This is a genomic window from Hymenobacter segetis, assembly GCF_038448715.1.
In the GTDB taxonomy this organism is placed as follows: domain Bacteria; phylum Bacteroidota; class Bacteroidia; order Cytophagales; family Hymenobacteraceae; genus Hymenobacter; species Hymenobacter segetis.
Map to the genome: position 1 here is coordinate 26,475 of NZ_JBCEVZ010000039.1, position 22,304 is coordinate 48,778.

General features: G+C 59.2%; 22 protein-coding genes. 11 read left to right on the top strand and 11 right to left on the bottom strand.

Annotation, left to right across the window (positions count from 1 at the left end; genetic code table 11):
- Nucleotides 1–94: 94 nt before the first annotated feature.
- Nucleotides 95–856, bottom strand: a complete 762-nt coding sequence (gene mtgA, locus AAFH49_RS15005) for a monofunctional biosynthetic peptidoglycan transglycosylase (RefSeq protein ID WP_342299418.1) — start codon at nt 854–856, stop codon at nt 95–97.
- Between the two features lie 154 nt (nt 857–1,010).
- Between mtgA and AAFH49_RS15010 the strand changes: the two genes are divergently transcribed.
- Nucleotides 1,011–1,646 carry an LON peptidase substrate-binding domain-containing protein gene (locus AAFH49_RS15010; RefSeq protein WP_342299420.1) on the top strand — a complete coding sequence of 212 codons (636 nt, stop codon included), beginning with the start codon at nt 1,011–1,013 and terminating at the stop codon, nt 1,644–1,646.
- Between the two features lie 248 nt (nt 1,647–1,894).
- Here the strand turns inward: AAFH49_RS15010 and AAFH49_RS15015 are convergent, their stop codons facing one another.
- Together AAFH49_RS15015 and AAFH49_RS15020 are read right to left on the bottom strand one after the other, a co-directional pair.
- Complete coding sequence (locus tag AAFH49_RS15015) at nt 1,895–2,707, bottom strand: M48 family metalloprotease (RefSeq protein ID WP_342299421.1); 813 nt, start codon at nt 2,705–2,707, stop codon at nt 1,895–1,897.
- Nucleotides 2,708–2,815: 108 nt separating this feature from the next.
- Nucleotides 2,816–3,610: a murein L,D-transpeptidase catalytic domain family protein gene (locus tag AAFH49_RS15020; protein ID WP_342299422.1), complete on the bottom strand. Its 795-nt coding sequence runs from the start codon at nt 3,608–3,610 to the stop codon at nt 2,816–2,818.
- Between the two features lie 127 nt (nt 3,611–3,737).
- Between AAFH49_RS15020 and AAFH49_RS15025 the strand changes: the two genes are divergently transcribed.
- On the top strand, nt 3,738–4,151 hold the full coding sequence (locus AAFH49_RS15025) for a hypothetical protein (RefSeq protein ID WP_342299424.1): 414 nt from the start codon (nt 3,738–3,740) through the stop codon (nt 4,149–4,151).
- A gap of 67 nt (nt 4,152–4,218) precedes the next feature.
- Here the strand turns inward: AAFH49_RS15025 and AAFH49_RS15030 are convergent, their stop codons facing one another.
- Entirely contained in the window at nt 4,219–4,479 is a 261-nt protein-coding gene (locus AAFH49_RS15030) for a hypothetical protein (protein WP_342299426.1), read from the bottom strand.
- Between the two features lie 332 nt (nt 4,480–4,811).
- A complete protein-coding gene (locus AAFH49_RS15035) occupies nt 4,812–5,282 on the bottom strand; it encodes a DUF4199 domain-containing protein (RefSeq protein ID WP_342299428.1) in 471 nt (156 codons plus the stop codon).
- Nucleotides 5,283–5,566: 284 nt separating this feature from the next.
- On the opposite strand from AAFH49_RS15035, the gene AAFH49_RS15040 reads away from it, so the two are divergent.
- The gene (locus tag AAFH49_RS15040; protein ID WP_342299429.1) at nt 5,567–7,189 is read left to right on the top strand and encodes an ABC-F family ATP-binding cassette domain-containing protein; all 1,623 of its coding nucleotides are present in this window, start codon (nt 5,567–5,569) and stop codon (nt 7,187–7,189) included.
- Between the two features lie 101 nt (nt 7,190–7,290).
- Complete coding sequence (locus tag AAFH49_RS15045) at nt 7,291–8,118, top strand: hypothetical protein (RefSeq protein ID WP_342299430.1); 828 nt, start codon at nt 7,291–7,293, stop codon at nt 8,116–8,118.
- A gap of 84 nt (nt 8,119–8,202) precedes the next feature.
- Here AAFH49_RS15045 and AAFH49_RS15050 read toward each other — a convergent pair whose 3' ends face one another.
- A complete protein-coding gene (locus AAFH49_RS15050; protein ID WP_342299431.1) occupies nt 8,203–8,361 on the bottom strand; it encodes a lmo0937 family membrane protein in 159 nt (52 codons plus the stop codon).
- Between the two features lie 216 nt (nt 8,362–8,577).
- Between AAFH49_RS15050 and AAFH49_RS15055 the strand changes: the two genes are divergently transcribed.
- Together AAFH49_RS15055 and msrA are read left to right on the top strand one after the other, a co-directional pair.
- Nucleotides 8,578–9,465: a 3-hydroxybutyryl-CoA dehydrogenase gene (locus AAFH49_RS15055; RefSeq protein ID WP_342299432.1), complete on the top strand. Its 888-nt coding sequence runs from the start codon at nt 8,578–8,580 to the stop codon at nt 9,463–9,465.
- A 355-nt stretch (nt 9,466–9,820) separates the two neighbouring features.
- On the top strand, nt 9,821–10,357 hold the full coding sequence (gene msrA, locus AAFH49_RS15060) for a peptide-methionine (S)-S-oxide reductase MsrA (RefSeq protein ID WP_305031167.1): 537 nt from the start codon (nt 9,821–9,823) through the stop codon (nt 10,355–10,357).
- Between the two features lie 177 nt (nt 10,358–10,534).
- On the opposite strand, the gene AAFH49_RS15065 is transcribed toward msrA, so the two are convergent.
- Nucleotides 10,535–11,359: a 2,3,4,5-tetrahydropyridine-2,6-dicarboxylate N-succinyltransferase gene (locus tag AAFH49_RS15065; RefSeq protein WP_342299438.1), complete on the bottom strand. Its 825-nt coding sequence runs from the start codon at nt 11,357–11,359 to the stop codon at nt 10,535–10,537.
- A 141-nt stretch (nt 11,360–11,500) separates the two neighbouring features.
- Here AAFH49_RS15065 and AAFH49_RS15070 point away from each other — a divergent pair, with 141 nt between their 5' ends.
- The 5 genes from AAFH49_RS15070 to AAFH49_RS15090 all read left to right on the top strand — a co-directional run bounded on the left by AAFH49_RS15070 (nt 11,501) and on the right by AAFH49_RS15090 (nt 17,448).
- Nucleotides 11,501–12,619 (top strand): glycosyltransferase, encoded by a 1,119-nt coding sequence (locus AAFH49_RS15070; RefSeq protein ID WP_342299440.1) that lies wholly within the window; start codon nt 11,501–11,503, stop codon nt 12,617–12,619.
- A gap of 111 nt (nt 12,620–12,730) precedes the next feature.
- Nucleotides 12,731–13,741 carry a 3-oxoacyl-ACP synthase III family protein gene (locus tag AAFH49_RS15075; RefSeq protein ID WP_342299441.1) on the top strand — a complete coding sequence of 337 codons (1,011 nt, stop codon included), beginning with the start codon at nt 12,731–12,733 and terminating at the stop codon, nt 13,739–13,741.
- Between the two features lie 96 nt (nt 13,742–13,837).
- Nucleotides 13,838–14,536 (top strand): metal-dependent transcriptional regulator, encoded by a 699-nt coding sequence (locus AAFH49_RS15080; protein WP_425293337.1) that lies wholly within the window; start codon nt 13,838–13,840, stop codon nt 14,534–14,536.
- Nucleotides 14,533–15,954 (top strand): tRNA uridine-5-carboxymethylaminomethyl(34) synthesis GTPase MnmE, encoded by a 1,422-nt coding sequence (gene mnmE / locus AAFH49_RS15085; protein ID WP_342299443.1) that lies wholly within the window; start codon nt 14,533–14,535, stop codon nt 15,952–15,954. The genes AAFH49_RS15080 and mnmE overlap by 4 nt, the downstream gene beginning before the upstream one ends.
- A gap of 204 nt (nt 15,955–16,158) precedes the next feature.
- Entirely contained in the window at nt 16,159–17,448 is a 1,290-nt protein-coding gene (locus AAFH49_RS15090) for a citrate synthase (protein WP_342299445.1), read from the top strand.
- 86 nt (nt 17,449–17,534) lie between these two features.
- On the opposite strand, the gene AAFH49_RS15095 is transcribed toward AAFH49_RS15090, so the two are convergent.
- The 4 genes from AAFH49_RS15095 to AAFH49_RS15110 all read right to left on the bottom strand — a co-directional run bounded on the left by AAFH49_RS15095 (nt 17,535) and on the right by AAFH49_RS15110 (nt 22,199).
- Nucleotides 17,535–17,909, bottom strand: a complete 375-nt coding sequence (locus AAFH49_RS15095; protein WP_342299446.1) for a hypothetical protein — start codon at nt 17,907–17,909, stop codon at nt 17,535–17,537.
- A gap of 608 nt (nt 17,910–18,517) precedes the next feature.
- On the bottom strand, nt 18,518–20,494 hold the full coding sequence (locus AAFH49_RS15100) for an OmpA family protein (RefSeq protein ID WP_342299448.1): 1,977 nt from the start codon (nt 20,492–20,494) through the stop codon (nt 18,518–18,520).
- An 8-nt stretch (nt 20,495–20,502) separates the two neighbouring features.
- Nucleotides 20,503–21,084: a 7-carboxy-7-deazaguanine synthase QueE gene (locus AAFH49_RS15105; RefSeq protein WP_342299454.1), complete on the bottom strand. Its 582-nt coding sequence runs from the start codon at nt 21,082–21,084 to the stop codon at nt 20,503–20,505.
- Between the two features lie 203 nt (nt 21,085–21,287).
- Nucleotides 21,288–22,199 carry a bifunctional 5,10-methylenetetrahydrofolate dehydrogenase/5,10-methenyltetrahydrofolate cyclohydrolase gene (locus AAFH49_RS15110; protein ID WP_342299450.1) on the bottom strand — a complete coding sequence of 304 codons (912 nt, stop codon included), beginning with the start codon at nt 22,197–22,199 and terminating at the stop codon, nt 21,288–21,290.
- Nucleotides 22,200–22,304 lie beyond the last annotated feature (105 nt).

Here is a 22,304-nt window from a genome sequence, read left to right on the forward strand (position 1 = left end):
TTGTAGAGACGCGACCCATCGCGTCTCGGCGTTGAACGGTTGATTGAAACGACACCCAGGCGGCGCGACCGCCGAGACGCGATGGGTCGCGTCTCTACTTCAGCATCTCGGCCACGTAGCGGGTGCCGCCCAGCCGGCGCATATTCCGCAGCACCCGCAGTTGCTTGGCCCGCGCCACCGGCCCGGGGTTCGAGGCCCGGAAGCGGAGCGGATTGGGCAGCACCCCGGCCAATAGCGCCGCCTCAGCCGGGCTCACCTGGCTGGCGGGCTTGCCAAAGTAGCGCTGGCTGGCGGCCTCCACGCCGAAGGTACAATCCCCCATCTCGGCCACGCTGAGGTACATTTCCATGATGCGGCGCTTGCTCCAGAGTGTCTCAATGAGTACCGTGAAATACGCCTCGGCGGCCTTGCGTATGTAGCTGCGGCCCTGCCACAGAAACACATTTTTGGCCACCTGTTGCGAGATGGTGCTGCCGCCCACGATGTGCTTGCCGTCGCCGTTCCAGTTGCGTTTGGCGGCGTTGGTCAGCGCATCCAGGTCGAAGCCGTGGTGGATGAGGAAGCGCTGGTCTTCGGCCGCCACCAAGGCCAGGGGCACGCTGGGCGCCACTTCGTCGAGGCTGCGGAACCGGTAGCGAATGTGCCGGGGCTCCTCCTGAATGCCGTAGTAGCCCAGGCCCACCGGCGCGTGGGCGCGGCGGTCCAGCATCAGCCAGGTGGCTGGGGGCGATACCCAACGGTAAATCAGCACCCAGGCAATGGAAGTCAGAAACAGCGCGGCCGCCACTTGCAGCAGCAGGCGGCCGGTTCTTTTGAGCAGTATGGAAACGTCGGGAATCAGCTTGGCAGATGGCATGGAGCGCAAAAGTAGCGGGGCCGGCGGGGTTTTGGCTTTCGCGCCTACCTTGCCGCCGGCTTCACCCGCCACGGGTGCCATCCGGCCGCCCAAAACCCAACTGCTGCCTCCCGTTGTTAAGCCGGTAGTTACATCCCTTTTCGTTCCGCTGCCCATGGCCCGCCTGATTCCGCTGTTCCCACTAAATCTGGTCGTTTTTCCGGGCGAAAAACTGAACCTGCACATCTTCGAGCCCCGCTATCGGCAGCTGGTGCGCGAGTGCATTGAGCAAAATACCACTTTCGGCATCCCGCCCTACCTCGACAATTCCCTGAGCGAGCTAGGCACCGAAATGCGCCTCATCAGCGTGGAGCAAACCTACGCCAGCGGCGAGCTCGACATCCGCACCAAGGCCGTGGGCGTGTTTCGCATCAACAAATTTTACCGCCAGGCCCCCGGCAAGCTCTACGCCGGTGGCCTCGTCGAAGACGTGGTGCAGGACGACGTGCCCGACCCGGTACTGCGCGAAATCATCACCAAGCAGGTCCGCCAGCTCTACGAAGCCCTCGGCCTGCGCAAGCTGCTGCTGGAGCTGGCCCCCGACTACTGCATCTTCGACGTGGCCCACCACATCGGCTTCAGCACCGAGCAGGAATACCAGCTCCTGGCCACCACCAGCGAGCAGGAGCGCCAGGAAATGGTCCGCGAGCACCTCGACACCATCCTGCCCGTCGTGCTCGAAACCGAGCGCCTCAAGGACCGGGTGCGGCTCAATGGCCACTTCAAAAACCTGACGCCGCCTAACTTCTAGCCGTCTGTCATTGCGAGTGGAGCGCAGCGGAACGCGGCAACCGAAGGTCAGCGTAGCTAATCCGTCCTGTCAAAACCAGACACTTTCTTTTAGCAGAAAGCCCCAATACTGCGAAGTATCGGGGCTTTCTGTTGTTAAAAAAGGCGTTGTCACATCACAAGGCTAGTCGCTTATGAGAGGACGGATTAGCTACGCTGACCTTCGGTTGCCGCGTTGCGCTGCGCTCCACTCGCAATGACAAACGGCCGCTACTGCTTCAACCCGGCCGGTACGCCCTGCGGGTATTCGGCCGCAATTTCCTTTTGCAGCTCGCCAATCCGGTTGCCTGGGTCGGGGTGCGTGCTCAGGAATTCGGGCGTGCTGCTGCGGCCTTCCTGGCTTTGCAGCATTTCCATCACTTTTATCATGGCACGAGGGTCGTAGCCAGCTTTAGGCGTGAAATCCACGGCCAGCTTATCGGCCTCCAGCTCGTCGTTGCGGCCGAAACGCAGGCTGATAACCTTGGCAATGGCGGCGGCTACAGCCGCTTTAGCCACTGAGCTGCCGGGGCTGTTGGGGTCATACGAGGCAATGGTGGCAGCCCCGGCCAGGCCCTGCGTCAGGTTCGATTTAGCCACCTGCGCCGCCGAGTGCCGGCCCACCACATGGCCAATTTCGTGCGCCAATACGCCCGCCAGCTGCCCTTCCGAGGTCAGGTTTTTCAGCAAACCCTGGGTAATGAACACCTGCCCACCGGGCAGCGCGAAGGCATTGATGGTATGGTCATCAGCCAGCAGGTGAAACTGGAACTTGTAAGGCGTCTGACCCGCCTTCGTGCTGCTGATGATTTTCTGGCCCACCGCCTGCACGGCGGCCGTGGCGCGGGCATCGGGGCTTTCGCCGCCGTACTGGGCGGCCATTTCGGGGGCCGCCTGCACGCCCAGGGCAATTTCCTGGTCGGCGCTCATGTTAACGTGTTGGGTTTCGCCGGTCACCTCATTCTTAGAGGTATTGAAATAGTAGCCGAACAGAGACACCGCCGCCACAATGATGGCAATGATGAAACGGAGATTTAAGCGCATGACAGGGGGAAGAAAAAGGGTGAAAAAGAAACGGGCGCAGCCATAGCTCACTGCTACGGGCTGCGCCCGATGCGCTTTAAACGCACCTTTCAACTTCTGGTTATTTAATTATTGCATTCGCCCAGTGCCGCCGCGCTGGCTGGCAAATGCCGAAGCCGCCGTGTCCACGTTCAGCCACTGCGAGCGGTAGCCCGCGCCCGCCGGCCCGTGCAGGTATATCACGCTCCCGCCCCGAATGGTTTTCACAATGGCTTCCGTCTCAGCCACTGGCAGCGCCGGGCAACCTTGGCTGCGCCCCAGGCGGCCGTGGGCTTTCACAAAATCCTCGCACACGTACTCGGCCCCGTGCACCACCACGGCCCGGCTTTCGGCGTTGGAATTGAAGCCTGGGTCCATGCCTTCAATTTTCAGCGACAGGCCGTGTTTGCCTACGTAAGTAGTTGGAGCCGTGCGATAAAACCCCAGGCTGCTCATCTCTGAGCCGTCCTTGTTGGAAAACGCCAGCGGCCGGTCCTCCCCGCTGGCTTTGCCGTGGGCCACCAGCGTATGAAACAGCACTTTGCATTTTTCTACGTTGATAACCCACAGCCGCTTTTGCTGGCTGGATTGGCTAAAGTCAATCAGGGTGAGCACCGGCGGGGCCGCCGCGTAGTTGCCCGATGAGCGCAGGTTGTAGTAGCCCGCCAGCCCTTCCCGAAACACCGGCAATGACAATCCGGATGCACCCAGGCCCATTTTGGCATACATTGCCACGGCCTGCTGCATAAAGGCTACCTGGTAGTAGGCCCGCCGGGCTGGTACCGGCAGTGCCCCTACAACCGCCTTTTGGCTCTGGGCCGCCGCCGGGTTGGCAGCCGCAAACAGACCCAATACCGCAATAGTGGAAAAAAACTTTCTGGTCATCAAATAATTAAAGCTATATGAGATTTGAATAATTTTTATACAAGCCCCTATACACAGCCAAGCCAAAAATAGTGCTTAGTTTCGCTAAGTCCCTACCATCCCCAAACGTTTATTTCGCTTTTTTCTGATGTCAGCCGCTTTTTTTTCTCCTTTTTTTAAGCAGCTGGCCGGTGTGGCCCTTGGCAGCGCCCTCTTATTTGGCTGCGGGCACGCCCTGCCCCAGGTGCCCGGCTTCGATGCCACCGCCTGGCGCGCTGACCCTTACGCCTGCAAAAACCAGCGCCGCGCGGCCCTACCCGCCCTCACCAAAGCCAAAGAGCAGCTCTACGAAGCGCGCGCCGATGACGTGAACGCCCTGCTCGGCCCGCCCGATGAGGAAGAGCTGCGGGCCGGCACCGAAAAAGTGTACTACTACTACCTAGAGCCCGGCTCGCAGTGCAATCCCGGCCATGCCCGCTCGGGCGCAGCCTGCATCAGCCTGCGCTTCGGCCCGCTGGGCACCGTCACCGAAGTGCTGACCGACCCGCTGTCAACAAAATGAAGCTGTTTAGACAAAAAAAGGCCCGCCAAAATATTGGCGGGCCTTTCTTGTATTAGCGGTGGAAATTTTAACCGAGGCCGTTGCCGGTGTTGGCAGGGGTGTTGTTGGGCTGGCCGTTTTGCTGCTGGAGCTGGCTGAGCTGCGAAGGCGTGAGAATGCGGCTGCACTCCTGCTCAAACTGCGCTTCCAGCTCGGCGGCTTTGGCGGCGCGGGTGGCCTCATCGGCTTTGTATTGCTGGTCGATGCTGTGCAGGCCGGCCAGCTTGGTCCGATTCAGGGGCAACAGCTTCAGAAACTGGCCCTCGTTGAGATGAAGCCGATTGGTCATCTCCCGGGTTTCGGCTACGGCGGCTTGTTCGGCGGAGGATTTCCGGACTACGGTAATTCTTGCACTTGGGTGTTCGGAGAGCCGGTCCGACATCTGAGCACGGGCTGAAAAAGAAGCCAGTGCAAAAACGATTATGAGAGAATACTTGGACATAAAAAACATCTTTTTGTCAGCAACCACGAGCTGAGTTTTTCTCAAACAGTTGCAAGTTATTATTTAGTTTCTGTTTTGTCTAATTTTTCTTATAAAATCCGAAAAATGTAATGCTGTTGAGCTCAAAAAAAAGGCCCTTAAAAGGGCCTTTTCATGTTTCAAATCCACATAAAAGCCAGCTACTCCACACCCATTATCGGCTGATGTTCAGGCACTTTATAATACTGCATGGCAATGAGCGCCGTTACCACGCCGGTCATTGTGCCCAGAAGGATGATGCCCAGGCCGCTGATGAGCACGCCGAGGTCGGCCCCGAACAAGTCCCGCGCCTGGATTTGCCGAATGGCGGCCTGGCTAACGCCGCCCAACAGCCAGAAGAAAGCGCCCAGCAGCAATGAGGCCACCAGGGCCGCAATGATGCCGGTGCCAAAGCCCTGAAAATAGGTCATATGCCGCCCCTTGGCCTGCCGGAGGCGGCGAATGGCTAGCACCACGCCCCCCGCCAGAATAAAGATATCGAGCGTGCCAGCTTCGATTTTACCCAGGAATCCGGCTAAAGCGGCAATGCCGGTGTAGGCTACCAGCACGGCGGCCGTGAGCGCGCCCATGCGGAAGCCATTGCTTTCGGAAGTCAATTGATTGTCTGCCATGCCCGTAAGTGGTAAAAGGTGAAGACTCGGCCGGCTCGCCGGCAACTACTGCTACGCTAGCTATACTTGCCCCGGTAGCCGAGGGTTGTATCCAAAATGGTCGGGGTGCGGGAGGCGACGTGGTGGGTGGCTCCGGGCACTAATTGCCCTGCTAGTTAGTTATTTTCGGCAGGCTTGTCAACTACTTTTTTCGCAACGATTCCAGCGGGGGTCCTGTTGCGTAATTTTGCCGGGCTGCCGCGCGCCAAATGCGCGGTTTTTGTGAGTTACTATTTTCTGACTGAATGATTTCGACCACCAATGTGAGCCTGCGCTACGGGAAGCGCGTGCTGTTTGAAGACGTTACCGTTAAATTTCTGCCGGGCAACTGCTACGGCCTCATTGGGGCCAACGGCGCGGGCAAATCCACGTTCCTGAAAATCCTGTCGGGCGAATTGGAGCCGAACACCGGCTCGGTGGAAATGCCCGCCGGCCAGCGCCTGGCCGTGCTGAAGCAGAACCAGTTTGCCTACGACAACCAGCCCGTGCTCCAAACCGTGATTCAGGGCCACCAGCGCCTGTTTGCGGTGATGCAGGAGAAGGATGCGCTCTACGCCAAGGCTGATTTCACGGATGCCGACGGCGAGCGCGCCGCCGTGCTGGAAGGCGAGTTTGCCGACCTGGAGGGCTGGAACGCGGACTACGAAGCTGCTGAGCTTCTCTCTGGCCTCGGTATCACGGAGGACAAGCACTACGCGCTGATGTCGGACCTCGGTGCGAGCGAAAAAGTGCGCGTGCTGTTGGCTCAGGCCCTTTTTGGCAACCCCGACGTGCTGCTGCTCGACGAACCGACCAACAACCTGGACGCGGAGAGCGTGCTCTGGCTGGAAAACTTCCTCGACTCGTTCCAGAACACGGTGATTGTGGTGAGCCACGACCGCCACTTCCTCGACGCCGTGTGTAACTACATGGCTGATTTGGACTTCTCGAAAATCACGATGTACCCCGGCAACTACTCGTTCTGGTACGAGAGCAGCCAGCTGGCCCTGCGCCAGCGCCAGGACGTGAACAAGAAAACGGAAGACAAGCGCAAGGAGCTCGAAGAGTTTGTGCGCCGCTTCTCGGCCAACGCCTCGAAATCGAAGCAGGCCACCAGCCGCCAGAAGCTGCTGCAAAAGCTGACGCTGGAGGAAATCAAGCCTTCGTCGCGCCGCTACCCCTACATCGCCTTCAAGCCGGAGCGCGAAGCCGGCAACCAGCTGCTGGCCGTGGAAGGCGTGAGCAAGAAAGTGGACGGCCAGTCGGTGCTGAAAAATGTGACTTTCACGCTTGATAAGGGCGATAAGGTGGCCATTGTGGGCCGCGACGACCGGGCGGCTTCCCTCCTGTTCGATATTATTTTTGGCGAGGCTACGCCCGACAAGGGCGAGTATAAGTGGGGCACCACCATTACGCCAAGCTATTTCCCGAAGGAAAACAGCTCCTTCTTCCAGGCCGATAACATGAACCTGGTGGACTGGCTGCGGCAGTACTCGGTGGAGAAGGACGAGAGCTTCGTGCGCGGCTGGCTGGGCCGGATGCTGTTTTCGGGCGAGGAATCGCAGAAGAAGCCCAACGTGCTGAGCGGCGGCGAGAAAGTGCGCTGCATGCTCTCGAAAATGATGCTGGAAAGCGGCAACGTGCTGGTGCTGGACGACCCGACGAACCACCTGGACCTGGAAAGCATTCAGGCCCTGAACAACGGCCTGAAGGAGTTCACGGGCTCGCTCATCTTTGCCTCGCACGACTTGCAGTTCATTGAAACCGTGGCCAACCGCATCATTGAACTCACGCCCGACGGCATCATCGACCGGCGCATGAACTACGAGGAATACCTGGCCGATGAAACGCTGAAAGCCCAGCGCCAGAAAATGTACCAAGTGGCTTAAGTAATCGACGAATGGCGGCCGGAAAATGAATAATTTTCCGGCCGCTTTCGTTGATTGCAGACTGCGTCAACTCTCTCCTTCCTCCTTCATATATCCTTCGCATGAAACGTCATTTGCTTCCGGTACTGCTGTTGGTTGCGGCGGCTGGGCTGCCCACTTTCCGGGCGCAGGCCCAAGACAAGCCCGTGCTGAACACGGCCCCGCCCGCACCGCAGCCGGCCCCGCCCCGGCCCGTGGAGCCCACGCCGGTGCCCGCCACCCCGGCCCCTGAACCCACTCCCGAGCCGACGTACAACGCCCCGGTGCAGTCGACACCCGATGCGCCGTCGGGCCTGGATTTCCCCAACCGGAAGAACACCAAAGCCGGCGGCGCGGAAGACAAGCCACCAACGAGGAAATTCCTGTACACCAACCTGGGCCTGGGCTACAGTTCGGTGGATGGAATCAGCAATTTCAACGCCAGCCTGGCCCCCGCCATTGGCTTTCGGATTACGGATAAGTTTGCCATCGGCCCGGGCATTTCATATGCCTACAACAACTACTCGCTTTCGCCCGACAACTTTTATCGGACCTACGGCTTCACTTACCCTACCCCAAACGGCTCCCTGACGGCCGCTGGGGCCAATAGCCTTTCGAGCAGCAGCCTGGGCTTTAAGGTTTTTGCGCAGTACATCGTGTACAAAGAATTCTTTATTCACGGCGAATATGAGGTAACCAACGCACAATTGGCGGGCTATGATGGCAATGGTTATCTGGCAAAAATTAACCGCACCGTGAGCTCGCCGCTGGCAGGCATTGGCTACCGCTCGTATTTGGGCGAGAATGCGGCCGTTGATGTATTGGGCCTGTACAATTTCGGCAACTCCGTTTTTTCGCTCTATCCCGGTTTCAATCTGCGCTTCAGCCTGCTATTCAACATTGGGAAATAGCGGAACCGAACAACCACAAAAAAGCCGCGCTGGATGTACCAGCGCGGCTTTTTTGTGGTTTTAAGTTAACCCTTGCGGGGTGCGCTAGACAGCGCTTCGGCCGCTAATGACACGCAGCAGGATGGCGATGATGGCAATAACCAGCAGGACGTGAATGATGCCGCCCGTGAAGAAGCCGCCGAAGAAGCTTACTGCCCAGATGAGGACCAAAATGACGGCGATGATATACAGAAGGTTGCCCATGGCTTGGAGGTGTTAAGAAGAATGAAGGGGAGGTGAAAAAATGTTAGAGAAGTGTCTCTGGGGCTTTGTACGGGGTGTTTATTAAAAAGATATCCTAAACGAAAAAATATTTCATTTCCCGCAAACAAAAACGCCGCTTACCAATGCTACCGTAGCTTTGTGACGGCGGCTTGATAGGCCGTTATTCTCTTCCCACCCACTCTTTTTCCGCTACTTATGAACGTCGCCGTTATTGGCTCCGGCACCATGGGCAATGGCATTGCCCACGTATTTGCCCAGCACGGTTTTTCGGTTTCCCTGATTGATATCAACCAGCCGGCGCTGGACCGTGCCCTGGGCACCATCACCAAAAACCTCGACCGCCAAGTGGCCAAAGCCACCCTGAGCGAAGAGGATAAAACGGCCACCCTGGGCCGCCTGAAGACGTTTACCTCCATCGCCGACGGCGTGGCCGGCGTGGGCCTGGTGGTGGAAGCGGCCACCGAAAACGTGGACCTCAAGCTGCAAATCTTCCGCGACCTGGACCAGTACGCGCCCGCCGATGCCATTTTGGCTTCGAATACGTCGTCGATTTCTATCACCAAAATCGCGGCCGTGACCAAGCGGCCCCAGCAGGTGATTGGCATGCACTTCATGAACCCCGTGCCGGTGATGAAGCTGGTGGAGGTGATTCGGGGCTACGCTACTTCCGATGCGGTGACGCAGCAGGTGATGGACCTCTCGCGCCAGCTGGGCAAAACGCCCACGGAGGTGAACGACTACCCCGGCTTCGTGGCCAACCGCATTCTGATGCCGATGATTAACGAGGCAATCATCACGCTGTTTGAGGGCGTGGCGGGCGTGGAGGAGATTGACACAGTGATGAAGCTGGGCATGGCCCACCCGATGGGGCCGCTCCAGCTGGCCGATTTTATTGGCTTGGATGTGTGCCTGGCCATCCTCAAGGTACTGCACGAGGGCCTGGGCAACCCCAAATACGCCCCCTGCCCCCTGCTGGTGAACATGGTGATGGCCGGCCGCCTGGGCGTGAAATCGGGCGAGGGCTTCTACCAGCACACGGCCGGCTCGAAGGAGTTGGTGGTGGCGGAGCGGTTCCGGAAATAGAAGCCGGCTGGCCTGGTTTTGAAATTGCTAAAGCGGCCCGTACCTCGGTATGGGCCGCTTTTTGTTTGCCCGAAGTGGACCGTACCGAGGTACGATGCCCTTCCGCAATCCCCAAAGCCGACCGTACCGAGGTACGAGGCTTTTTTGCAATACCGGAAGTGGACCCTACCGTGGTCCGAGGCCATTCCGGGTAATGCGAAAGTGCATCGGACCGAGGTACGACGCACTTTCGGATGGTCAGCAAGGGCATCGTACCTCGGTACGGCCCCGGCCCACCCTTTGGTAAGCTGTAAGGAAATAACCTCCGCTACGTCTACCGCGTTGTTATCAAACACAACGAATCAATATCCTACCCATGCAAAAAGCAACATTTGGCGCCGGCTGCTTCTGGTGCGTCGAGGCCGTATTTCAAAACCTGAAGGGCGTGGAGAAAGTGGTGTCCGGCTACGCCGGGGGCCGCATCGCCAACCCGACTTATAAGGAAGTGTGCAGTGGCCTCACGGGCCACAACGAGGTTATCGACATCACCTTCGACCCGGCCGTTATCAGCTATAAGGAGCTGCTCGAAATCTTCTGGAAAACCCACGACCCCACCACCCTCAACCGCCAGGGCAACGACGTGGGCACGCAGTACCGCTCGGGCATCTACTACCACAACGAGGAGCAAAAGCAACTCGCGGAGGAGTATAAAAAAAAGCTCAACGACAACCACGCCTTCCCCAACCCCGTGGTGACGGAGATTCTGCCCGCCCCCACCTTCTACCCCGCCGAGGACTACCACCAGAACTATTTCAACCTGCACGGCCATGAGCCCTACTGCCAGTTTGTGGCCCGGCCGAAGGTGGACAAGGTGAAGGCCTTGTTCGGCGAGAAGTTGAAGGCGGGGGTGTAACCGTCATTCCGAGCGCAGCGAGGAATCTTAGGAATAAAAAAGGCCGCTTCGTGGGAAGCGGCCTTTTTTGTAGGGGCGGGGCTTGCCCCCGCCCGGACGTTGAACGGAATCGTTCAGGCGGTACAAACGTCCGGGCGGGGACAAGCCCCGCCCCTACATTATACACTCACCCCAAAATCATACACTCACCCCAAAATCGCGCAGCGCGTCATTCAGCGACGTTTTCAAATCCGTGCTGGGCTTGCGCTGGCCAATGATGAGGGCGCAGGGCACCTGGTATTCGCCGGCCGGAAACTGCTTGGCGATGGAGCCAGGAATAACCACTGAGCGCGGCGGCACATAGCCACGGTACTCCTTAGGTTCGGGGCCGGTTACGTCGATGATTTTGGTGCTGCCGGTGATGGTGACGCCCGCGCCAATCACTGCCTCTTTGCCGATGCGGCAGCCTTCGACCAGGATGCTGCGCGAGCCGATGAACGCGCCGTCTTCGATGATGACGGGGGCCGCCTGCACGGGTTCCAGCACGCCGCCGAGGCCTACGCCGCCGCTCAAGTGCACGCCTTTACCCACCTGCGCGCAGCTGCCCACGGTGGCCCAGGTGTCCACCATTGTGCCCTCGCCCACGTAGGCGCCGATGTTGGTGTAGCTGGGCATGAGGATGACGCCGGGGGCCAGAAACGCACCGTAGCGGGCCACGGCGGGTGGCACCACGCGCACCTGCTGGCCGGCGTAGTCGGTTTTGAGCAGCATTTTGTCGTGGTACTCGAAGGGGCCCACTTCCTGCGTACTCATCTGGCGGATGGGGAAGTACAGAATCACGGCCTTTTTCACCCATTCGTTGATGGTCCATTCGCCGCCGTCTTCGGCGGGCGGGGTGGCCACGCGCAGGCGGCCTTTATCCAGCTCTTCGATGACGTGCTCGATGGCGGCTTTGGTTTCGGGCGTTTGGAGCAGGGCGCGGTCGGCCCAGGCGGCTTCGATTTGGGTTTGCAGGTCAGCCATTTGAGAAGGCGAAGAAGAGATATGAAAAGCGCCCCGTTGGGGCCGCAGTTACTTTAGAAGCTGCAAAACTACCATCTTTGGGCCGTGCTTGGCTCCGGTTCTTCTCATTTGGTGGTTTTGCTGGCTTCGGTATTGAAGCCGGTGGACGATACCCGTATGCGGGGCAAGTTTGCCGAAACCCTCGCGGGCCGGCCGCAGGTTCAGGTTCACGTAGCGGGACGCAACGCGGCGGGGCCGTCAGTTTCTCTAGCCGCGCCCGGCGTTTTCCAACACGGCATTTTCAAGGGCTCCCGGCTGAGCCTGGAGCGCCTGGCGACGCAATTGCGCTACTGGCAGCTACTGCGCCGGTTGAAGCCTGATTTGGTTATCGTCCACGCCCCGGAACTGTTGCCGCTCACGCTGCTCTGGCATTGGCTGAAGAAGGGACGCAAGTTCGTATACGACATCCGCGAAAACTACGCCCTCAACGTTTCGACACAGCGGGTGTACCAAGGTTTCACGCGGCGCTGGCTGGCCGCCGGGCTGCGCTGGGTGGAGGCGCGGACGGTGCGGCGGGCGGCGGGCGTCATTCTGGCCGAAGCTAGCTACGCGGACGAGCTGCCGTTTCTGAATGAATTGCCGCCGTCCCGCGTGGTCGTGCTCGAAAACAAGTACCAGCCCCAGTTAGGCGAAATACTACGCCAGCAACCGATAAAGCTGCCGTCCCCCACCGAACCGCTACGCCTGCTCTACTCCGGCACTATTTCGGAGCTCAATGGCGTGTGGGAAGCCATTGCCCTGGCCGAACAGCTCCGCGCCGCGTGGCCCGGCGGGGTGCGGCTCACCATCATCGGCTTCTGCCAGCAACCCGAGCTGCTGCGGCAGCTACAGGAAACAGCCGCCCGGAATTCTGACTGGCTCACGCTCATCGGCGGCGTGCAGCCGGTGGCCCACGCCGACATCGTGGCGGAAATCGGCCAAAGCCACCTGGGCCTGCTGGCCTACCGGCCGCACCCCAGCTCGGAACGCTGCCGGCCTACCAAGCTGTTTGAGTACCTGGCCCACGGGCTGCCGGTTCTGGCCTCGCCCAATCCGCTGTGGCAGGAAGTGCTGGATGCCTACAGCGCGGGGCTGTCGGTTGACTTCGGACAGCCAATTGATGCCGCCGCGTTGGTAGTCCGGCTGCAAAGACACTCCTTCTATCCCCACGGCATTCCCACCGACGTACTCTGGGACGGCGAAGGCAAAAAATTGTGGCATTTGCTGGATACTGTGATTTAACCTGCCACCTTTGCGCCCCAATTTGCCCGTAGCACGTAGTTACTTCATCGATTTTATTCCGGCCCCTGCGGCGGTTCTCACTCCCCTAGCCCACTTTTCCCTCTCCCATCCATGGCAACTTTACGTCACTCATTCATCGCCGGGGTCGGCCACTACGTTCCGAGCCGCGTGGTTAAAAACGCCGAGCTGGAGCCGATGATGAACACCTCCGATGCCTGGATTCAGGAGCGCACCGGCATTCAGGAGCGCCGCTGGTTTGAGGAAGGCACCGATACCACCGCCAACATGGGCGCCAACGCCGCCCGCAAGGCCCTGGAAATGGCCGGTCTGCAGCCCAATGACGTGCAAATGATTGTGTTTGCCACGCTCTCCCCCGACTACTTCTTCCCCGGCTCCGGCGTGCTCATGCAGCGCGAGCTGGGCATGACCAACAACTGCCCCGCCCTCGACGTGCGCAATCAGTGTTCGGGCTTCATCTACGCCCTCTCCGTGGCCGACCAGTTCATCCGCACCGGCATGTACGACACGGTGCTGGTAGTAGGCTCCGAAATCCACTCCTCCGGCCTCGATAAGTCGCCCGAAGGCCGCGGCGTTTCCGTCATTTTCGGCGATGGCGCGGGTGCGATGGTCCTTCGCCCCAGCACTTCGCCCGAGCACGCCATCCTCAGCACCCACCTGCACGCCCAGGGCGAGCACGCCGAGGAGCTCATCGTGAAAGAGCCCAGCTCGAACCGCGACAACCGCGTGGAGTACATCATGGCCAACAAAGCCGAGCTCTACCCCTACATGAACGGCCAGAACGTATTCAAGCACGCCGTGGTACGTTTCCCGCAGGTCATAAAGGAGGCGCTGGACCAGAACGGCATGCAGCCCTCCGACATCGACATGCTCATCCCGCACCAGGCCAACCTGCGCATCACCCAGTACGTGCAGCAGAAAATGGGCCTCGGCGACGACAAGGTGTTCAGCAACATCCAGCGCTACGGCAACACCACCGCTGCCTCGGTGCCCCTGGCCTTCAGCGAAGCCGTGCAGGAAGGCAAAATCAAGCGCGGTGACCTCGTGTGTCTGGCCGCTTTCGGCTCGGGTTTCACCTGGGCCTCGGCGCTGTTGAAATTTTAAGTAGCTAACTTTTAGGTTGAGCAGTTTGGGCCGGTGTGAAGCGCGCATTTTTACATGCAGCTTTGCACTGGCCCTCCTGTTCCACCCCTGTTCTGAATGAGCGAATCTCCCTCCAGTCTCCCATCCGCCAAACTGCCCAGCCATACCGAGGAGAATTACCTCAAAGCCATTTTCAAGCTGGCTGAGGCTGAGCCCGACACCGCCGGCGTGAGCACCAACCGCATCGCCGCCGCTCTGGATACCCGCGCGGCCTCCGTGACGGACATGCTGCGCCGCCTGGCCGAAAAAGGCCTGCTGAACTACGAGAAATACCGCGGCGTGCGGCTAACTGCCGAAGGCCAGCGCCTGGCGCTGCTCACCATTCGCAAGCACCGGCTGTGGGAGGTTTTCCTAGTGCAGCAGCTCGGTTTCAACTGGGATGAAGTGCACGAGGTGGCCGAGGAGTTGGAGCACGTGCAGTCGCCGCTGCTCATGCGTCGGCTCGATGCCTTCCTGGGCCACCCGGCGCTCGACCCGCACGGCGACCCCATTCCCGCCGAGGACGGGGCCATCCGCCGCCCGGCTCACCGCCTGCTGGCCGACCTCTGCACCGGCGAATCCGGCACCCTGGCGGCCGTCAAAAACACTTCCGCGCCCTTCCTCCAATACCTCGACAAAGTAGGTTTGCAGCTGGGCGCGTTAGTTGAAGTCCTGGACAAGGTAGCTTTTGATAATTCCTTCGAGCTCAGAATAAACCGTGAGCGCACCGCCCTCATCTCGGCCGAAGTGAGCCGCAACTTGTTTGTAACGGCATGACCACACTTTTCTCCGATACTATCGTCGCGCTTTCAACCCCGCCGGGCGCGGGCGCGCTGGCTGTTATCCGGCTTTCCGGCCCCGCCGCCGTGGCCATCACCGCGTCCGTATTCTCCAAAAAAAGCTTCGCCGAAGCCGCCGGCAACACCCTGCACTACGGCACCCTGCGCGACCCCAACAGCGGCGAAATTCTCGACGAAGTGGTGGTCGGCCTCTTCCGCGCTCCGAAGTCATTCACCCGCGAAGACGTGGTCGAAATCAGTTGCCACGGCTCCGACTACGTGGTGCGCCAGGTGCTGGCCCTGCTCCTTCGCCACGGCGCGCGCCTGGCCGAAGCCGGCGAGTTCACCAAGCGCGCTTTCCTGAGCGGCGCGATGGACCTGGCCCAGGCCGAAGCCGTGGCCGACCTCATCGCCGCCGACTCCGCGTTGAGTCATAGAGTAGCGCTAAACCAGCTACGCGGTGGCTTCTCACAGGAATTGCGAGAGCTCCGCACCCGTCTCATCAAATTCGCGGCGCTGCTGGAATTGGAGCTGGATTTCGGCGAGGAAGACGTGGAGTTTGCCGACCGCACCGGCCTGGCCGCGCTGCTGGCCGAGGTGCGCGGCGTGGTGCGGGGCCTGCTCCGCTCCTTTGAGCTGGGCAACGTCATCAAAAACGGCATCACCACCGTCATCGCCGGCCGGCCCAATGCCGGCAAGTCCACCCTGCTCAATGCCCTATTGCGCGAGGAGCGCGCCATAGTATCGGCCATTCCCGGCACCACCCGCGACTTTATCGAGGATGAAGTGAGCATCGACGGCCTCCGTTTCCGCTTCGTGGACACGGCCGGCCTACGCGAGGATACCGCCGATGAAGTGGAAGCCATTGGCGTGGCCCGTACACGGGAGCGGGTGCGCAAGGCTTCATTATTGCTCTATTTGTTCGATTTAGCCGAACTGACGCCAGCGGAAGTACGTGCCGAAATCCTGGCGCTGACCACTGGGCTAAAGCTTCCCGTGCTGGCCGTGGGCAATAAGACGGACCTAGCTTCCGCTGAATCTATTGCCGCTTTTGAAACTGAGTTTCGGGACAATCCCACCAGCAACGCCAACGAAATTCCGTTGGTACTACTGGCTGCCGGCCAGAATCAAGGCATCGAAGCCCTACAAACGGCTTTAGTAAAGCAAGTGCGTGGCTCGGCGCTCAAAAACAACGCCTCCGCCACCATCGTGACCAACGTGCGCCACGCCCGCGCCCTCGAAACCGCCGCTGCCCACCTCGCCGCCGTCCAAACCGGCCTCGATACCGGCTTCGGCACTGAGCTTTTGGCCGCCGACCTCCGCCACGCCCTATCCGCGCTGGGTGAAATCACCGGTGAAATTTCCTCCGAAGATTTGCTCACGAGCATTTTCACCCAGTTCTGCATCGGCAAATAACCCGTCCTTAAAACTGCATTCTCAACTTCTCGGGTAAATCGACGCAAACGTTGCCAAGCGGCGTATTTTAGCTTTTTAAGCCGTTTTTACCAAACTTAGTGCGCCTTGGATTGTAATACCCCGGGTTAAAGTCTGGTTAAAATTTCCCGGCTTACGGCCTATGGCTTAGTTTCGCACTCTATTTCCCTCACACCCCTCCCGCCCATGGCAGAAACTGCTGAACTCATCCTCGACGGCAAGTCCATCACCTTGCCCGTAATCGAAGGCACCGAACACGAAAAGGCATTTGACATCGGTAAGCTGCGCGACCAGACCGGCTACGTCACCCTCGATTCGGGTTATAAAAACACCGGCGCCACCAAAAGCGCCATCACCTTTCTCGACGGTGAGGAAGGCATCCTCCGCTACCGCGGCTATCCCATTGAGCAGCTGGCCGAAAAGTCGAGCTTCCTGGAAGTAGCCTACCTGCTGATTTACGGCACCCTGCCCACCGAGGCCGAGCTGAGCCACTTCAGCGGCCAAATCACCAAGCACACGCTGGTGCACGAGGACATGCGGAAGATTTTCGACGGTTTTCCGTCGGCTACGCACCCCATGGCCATCCTGTCGTCGCTCATCTGCGCCCTCACCGGCTTCTATCCGCAGAGTGTGTCGCCCGACCTCAGCCCCGAGGAGATGGAACTCAACATCATTCGCCTGCTGGCGAAGATGCCGACCATCGCGGCTTGGACCTATAAGAACAACATGGGCCATCCGTTGAACTACCCGCGCAACGACATGGACTATTGCGCCAACTTCCTCTACATGATGTTCAGCTTCCCCACCGAGAAGTATGAAATCAACCCCGTAGTGGTTAGCGCCCTCAACAAGCTCCTCATCCTGCACGCCGACCACGAGCAGAACTGCTCCACCAGCACCGTGCGCCTCGTGGGCTCGGCCAACGCCAGCCTCTACGGCTCGGTTTCGGCCGGCATCAACGCCCTGTGGGGCCCCCTGCACGGCGGTGCCAACCAGGAAGTTATCGAAATGCTGGAAGCCATCGAAAAAGACGGCGGCGACACCAGCAAGTTCATCAACAAGGCAAAGGACAAGAACGACCCGTTCCGCCTCATGGGCTTCGGCCACCGCGTGTACAAGAACTTCGACCCGCGCGCCAAAATCATCAAAGTAGCCGCCGACGAAGTGCTGCAAGCCCTCGGCATGCAGGACAGCCCGCTGCTGAAAATAGCGCAGGAGTTGGAGCAAGCCGCCCTCACCGACCAGTACTTCATCGAGCGCAAGCTGTACCCGAACGTGGACTTCTACTCGGGCATCATCTACAAAGCCCTGGGCATCCCCACCGAGATGTTCACGGTAATGTTCGCCTTGGGCCGCCTCCCCGGCTGGATTGCCCAGTGGAAAGAGATGCGCGAGAACAAAGAGCCCATCGGCCGTCCCCGCCAGATTTACACCGGCGAGCTGGAGCGCGACTACACGGCAATCGACGCCCGCTAGTCGCCGCTGCTCAATTAGACTAAAAAACAAAAAGCCCGCTCTATGGAGCGGGCTTTTTCGTGTCCGGCCGGGAAGGTTGCCCTCCCCTATTTCAGGCGGTGCGCGGTAAAGTTGGTGCGAAGGTTCTGATACGCAATCAGCTGCTGGGGCTGCAGGATGCCAGCTAGCTCCGTTTCGTAACGCTGCTGGGCCTGGGCAAGCTGGGTATCACGCTCTTCGGCACTGGCACCGTTGAGGATGATTTCCAAGTCGCGCCGCTCGGTGAGCATATTCAGATGCAGCTGCTTCACGGCGAGGTACTGGGCCTCGTTGAAATGCACGTGTTGCGCCAGCGCCCGGGTGAGCGTGGTGGCCCGCGCCATCATAGCGTGCGAGTAAGCGCCGTCGCCGGGGCCGGCCACGGCCACCGGGGCAACAGTAACACCCGCAGCAAAGCAAGTAGCCAGAAACAAATTTTTCATGGATGTGGGGTTATGGGTGATGAGATAAGTCAAGTGCCCTGCTGGAGTGCAATTGGGCTCATCAAACATAGACAAATAATTAATTTGAACGAAAAATATTTTTTCTGTCACTTTTTTAATTTCAAGGTTTTTGCATCGTTGCATAAACAACTGATTTATAAATATTTGATTTAATTAAAAAAATTGGCTGCTGAGGCAAAAAAAAAGTCCGCCAGTGGGCGAACCATATATTTTTCCTGGCGAGTGCAATTATATTTCGCCTCACTTAAAGCCTTGCTTTAAGTAAAAAGGCTCTCATGAGCTATTCTCTCAATTATTGATTTAAGTGCCCGAAACGCCAGTCGATGCAGTTGCGGCAACCGATTACAGGGCATTACTGATACTGCAAAGTGCCTAACATAATCAATTTTGCTGCCTTTTACTAATTCGCACAACCACCTTTAGGTTGTTGAACCGAGCAGACTACCATTTTTTCTACCTGCTATTCGCTCAAGGCAAATCTGAGGGAATCGCCCAGTCCATCAACGAAAACGGGCTCCCGGCTAAAAAGCCAGCAGCCCGCAATCAATCATTATGGCTCTGCTGCCAAAAATGGAGCAGTCCAGCTATTACAGAATATGCAGCTCGATGCGGCGGTTGAGTTGGCGGTGCCCTTCGGTATCATTAGCCGCCAAAGGGTGACCTTCGCCGTAGCCTTTGGAGCGCAGCCGGGTAACGGAAATGCCGTGGCCGGACAGGTATTCAACCACCGCCTGGGCGCGACGCTGCGAGAGCTGCAAATTGGCATCGGGAGCGCCCACGTTGTCGGTGTAGCCAGATACTTCAATCTGCACGTCGCGGTACTGCCGCAGGAACTCAATAAGGCGGTTGAGTTCAGTGCGGGACTGCGGCTTCAAATCGTACTTATTGGTGTCGAAAAACAGGTTGTTCAGCACCACGCTGCGCCCAGAGCGCACGGGCTCCAGGTAGATATCCAATGCCGTGGGGTTGAACGGACGCTGGCTGGAATAGTCGAAGCTGAGGCTTTTAAGCAGGTATTTGTCGGCCGCCGCGTACATGGCGTAGTGATGGCCTTCGTTGAGTACCACTGTATAATCGCCGTATTCGGGGTCAGAAGTCACGAATTGCGTGAGCACGTCGGTATCCAGGTCATAAAGCTTCACCTCGGCCTTGAGCGGCTTTTTGGTGTTGGCATCGAACACACGGCCCTGGGTGTAGGTGCTGGTTTCGCGGGCTTTCACGGGCGGCGGCACTGTAAACCCAAACAGTTCAACCGGCCGCTCGCGCGATAGCCGGTAGCCCCCGGGCGGCTCCTCCGAAGCGCGGCTGCGTGAGCAAAAGCCCTTCTGGTTATCGGAGCTGATGAACAGCGAGGCTTCGTTTTCGAAGGTATTGAGCGGGTAACCCAGGTTGCGGGGCTCGCTCCAGTTGCCACCCGGCTGCTTTTCGCACCGGAATACATCGAGCCCGCCCATGCCGACCAGGCCATCGGTGACGTAGTAAAGCGTGGTGCCGCTGGCGTGGATGAACGGAGCCATGTCCTTGCCAGCCGTGTTCACCGGCTTACCCACGTTTTGGGCGGGGCTCCAGTTGCCGTCGGGCTGCAAGGTGGTTACATAGATGTCTTCCTGGCCCTGACCACCGCGCCGGGTCGAAGTGAAGTACAGCGTGCGGCCATCGGCCGAGAGCGAGGGCTGCGAATCCCACTCCGTGGAGTTGACGTTGAGGCCCAGGTTTACGGGTGGGCTCCAGTTGTTGCCGGTGCGCCGCGAGATGTATAAGTCGCAGTTGCCAATAGCCTTAGGCCGGTCGCAGGAAGCGAAAACCAGCGTTTTGCCATCGCCCGAAATCGAGCCCGCGCCTTCGTTGTAGCTGGAATTGATGGCCGGCGAAATTGGCACTGGCTCGCCCATAGAGCCGTCCTTGTTCTGGCGGCTTATGTACAGGTCTTCGCCGCTGCTGGCCGCTGGCCGGCCCGTGAAGAGCAGGAATCGATTGTCGGCCGTGAGGGCCGGAAAGTATTGAAATTTGAAGCTGTTCAGCGGGGCGGGCAGCGGCACCGGTGCTTCACCCACCGGGTGCTTCATGGCATCAATGGCAAACTCGCAGGTGAGAAGCTGCCGCTGCGATTTGGCCAGGTTTTTCTGGGTTTTGGGGGCCACCTTCATCAGCTTTTGGTAAGCATCGAGGGCAGTTTGATATTCGCCGTAGCTCAGGGCTAGGTCGCCCAGCAACTGGTATTCGGAGGCGTGAACGGGCTCGACGGCAACTTTGGCCAAGCCGTCGCGGTAGGCGGCCAGCGCGCCGCGGTTGTCGCCCATCGCCTTCAGCAGGGAGCCCTTCAGCAGGAAGGCTTCGCCGAAGGAGGGAAACTTCTGGTTGAGCTGGTTCAGCGTCTCAACGGCCTTGATAAAATCCCGGTCCTTGGTTTGCTGCTGCGCTTTTTCGAGCAGGCTGCGGGCCTTGGTGTTGGTGGGCGTCTGCACTTTGGGCGGTAGCTGGGCCCAGGCCGTTTCGGCAGAGGCCAGCCCCAGCAGACACATCATTCCGAGGCGCAGGGCCCCCAACACTGAACTGCAACGCATACGGTAAGCTAGGGAATGTCGAGGTATTTGTGGGTTTGGAGCGACACCTGCCAGCGCGGGTGCTGCTTCACGTAGTCTACCAACTCGGGCGTCATGCGCGCGGCACGGCTCCACTCGGGTTGCAAGTATAAGCGCGTAGTAGCCGGAACCAATGCCGCATGCTCTTCGGCCCAGTCAAAATCGTGCCCGTTAAAGACGACCACCTTCAATTCGTGGGCGGCCGCCAGCACTTCGGGCAGCGGGGCTTTGAATTTTTTGGGCGATAGGCACACCCAATCCCAGGTACCGGAGAGTGGGTGTGCGCCCGAGGTTTCGAGCCAAGTGCGGCAGCCGGCGGCCTGCAAAGCGGCCGTGAGCGGGCCTAGGTTGTGCATCAGCGGCTCGCCGCCGGTGATGACTACGTCGCGGCCGGGATAGGCCAGCACGGCTTCTACCAATTGGGCTACAGATTGGCGAGGGTGCGCGTCGGCATCCCACGACTCTTTCACGTCGCACCACACGCAGCCCACATCGCAGCCGCCCAACCGGATGAAATAGGCCGCGCGGCCGGTGTTATACCCTTCGCCCTGAATGGTATAGAACTGCTCCATTACGGGCAAAAAGGTACCGGCGGGGGCAGCCGTCACATCATCGGAAGATGCAATTAATTCGGGGGTAAGTAACGTCACGGGTATCATCACAAAAAAGCCTCAGGAAGCGAAGCAGCCTGAACACCAACCATAGGACACGCCGTTCCCAAGGCCGGACTTTAAAAGTACGGTATGAGCTAAGTATAACCAAATATTCCTAAAAATCAGCCGGCTGGGTGCGGGTATATTTCGCCCTTCGCCGCCCGTAGCGTGTTCAGCAATAGCATGGCGATGGTCATGGGGCCGACACCGCCGGGCACCGGCGTAATGGCCGAAGCTAAGGGTGCTACCTCGGCAAAATTCACGTCGCCTTTCAGGGTGTAACCGCTCTTCTTGGAGGCGTCAGGTACGCGGGTTGTGCCAACGTCAATTACCACCGCGCCGGGCCGCACCATGTCGGCGGTCACGAACTCGGGACGGCCGATGGCGGCGACCACGATGTCGGCCGTCCGGCAGATTTCGGCCAGATTCTGAGTGCGCGAATGGCATAAAGTAACCGTGCAGTTAGCCGTATCCAAATTCTTGGCCAACAATATGCTAACCGGCGTACCAACGATATTGGAACGGCCGATAACCACAGCGTGCTTGCCGCTGGTTTTGATGCCCTGGCGGCTCAGCAACTCCACGATTCCTGACGGTGTGGCGGGCAGCAGGGCCGGCAAACCGGCCACCATCCGGCCGATGTTCATGGGGTGAAAACCGTCGACATCCTTCTCCGGACGGATGGCTTCGATGACCTTTTCGGGGTTGATGTGGGCCGGCAGCGGGAGCTGCACGATGAAGCCGTCAATCTCCGGGTCGCGGTTCAGCTCGTCGACTTTGGCCAGCAAATCGGCTTCGGTGATGTCGTCCTCGTAGCGCAGCAGCGTGGAGGCGAAGCCGACCCGTTCGCAGGCCAGCACCTTGTTGCGCACGTAGGTTTCGGAGCCACCGTCGTGGCCCACGAGGATGGCCGCGAGGTGCGGCACCTTATGGCCTGCGGCTTTGCGGGCAGCCACTTCGATGGCAATTTCGGCTTTGATGTCCTCGGCGGTCTGCTTGCCGTCGATGAGGTTGGAGGTGGTTACGGAAGTCATAAAGGGATTATGTGTCATCCTGAGCACAGCGAAGGACCTTCTCACGCCTTGCGCCGCATGTGGTTACCAAATCTGACGAATGCAGCCGTGATAAGATGCTTCCAT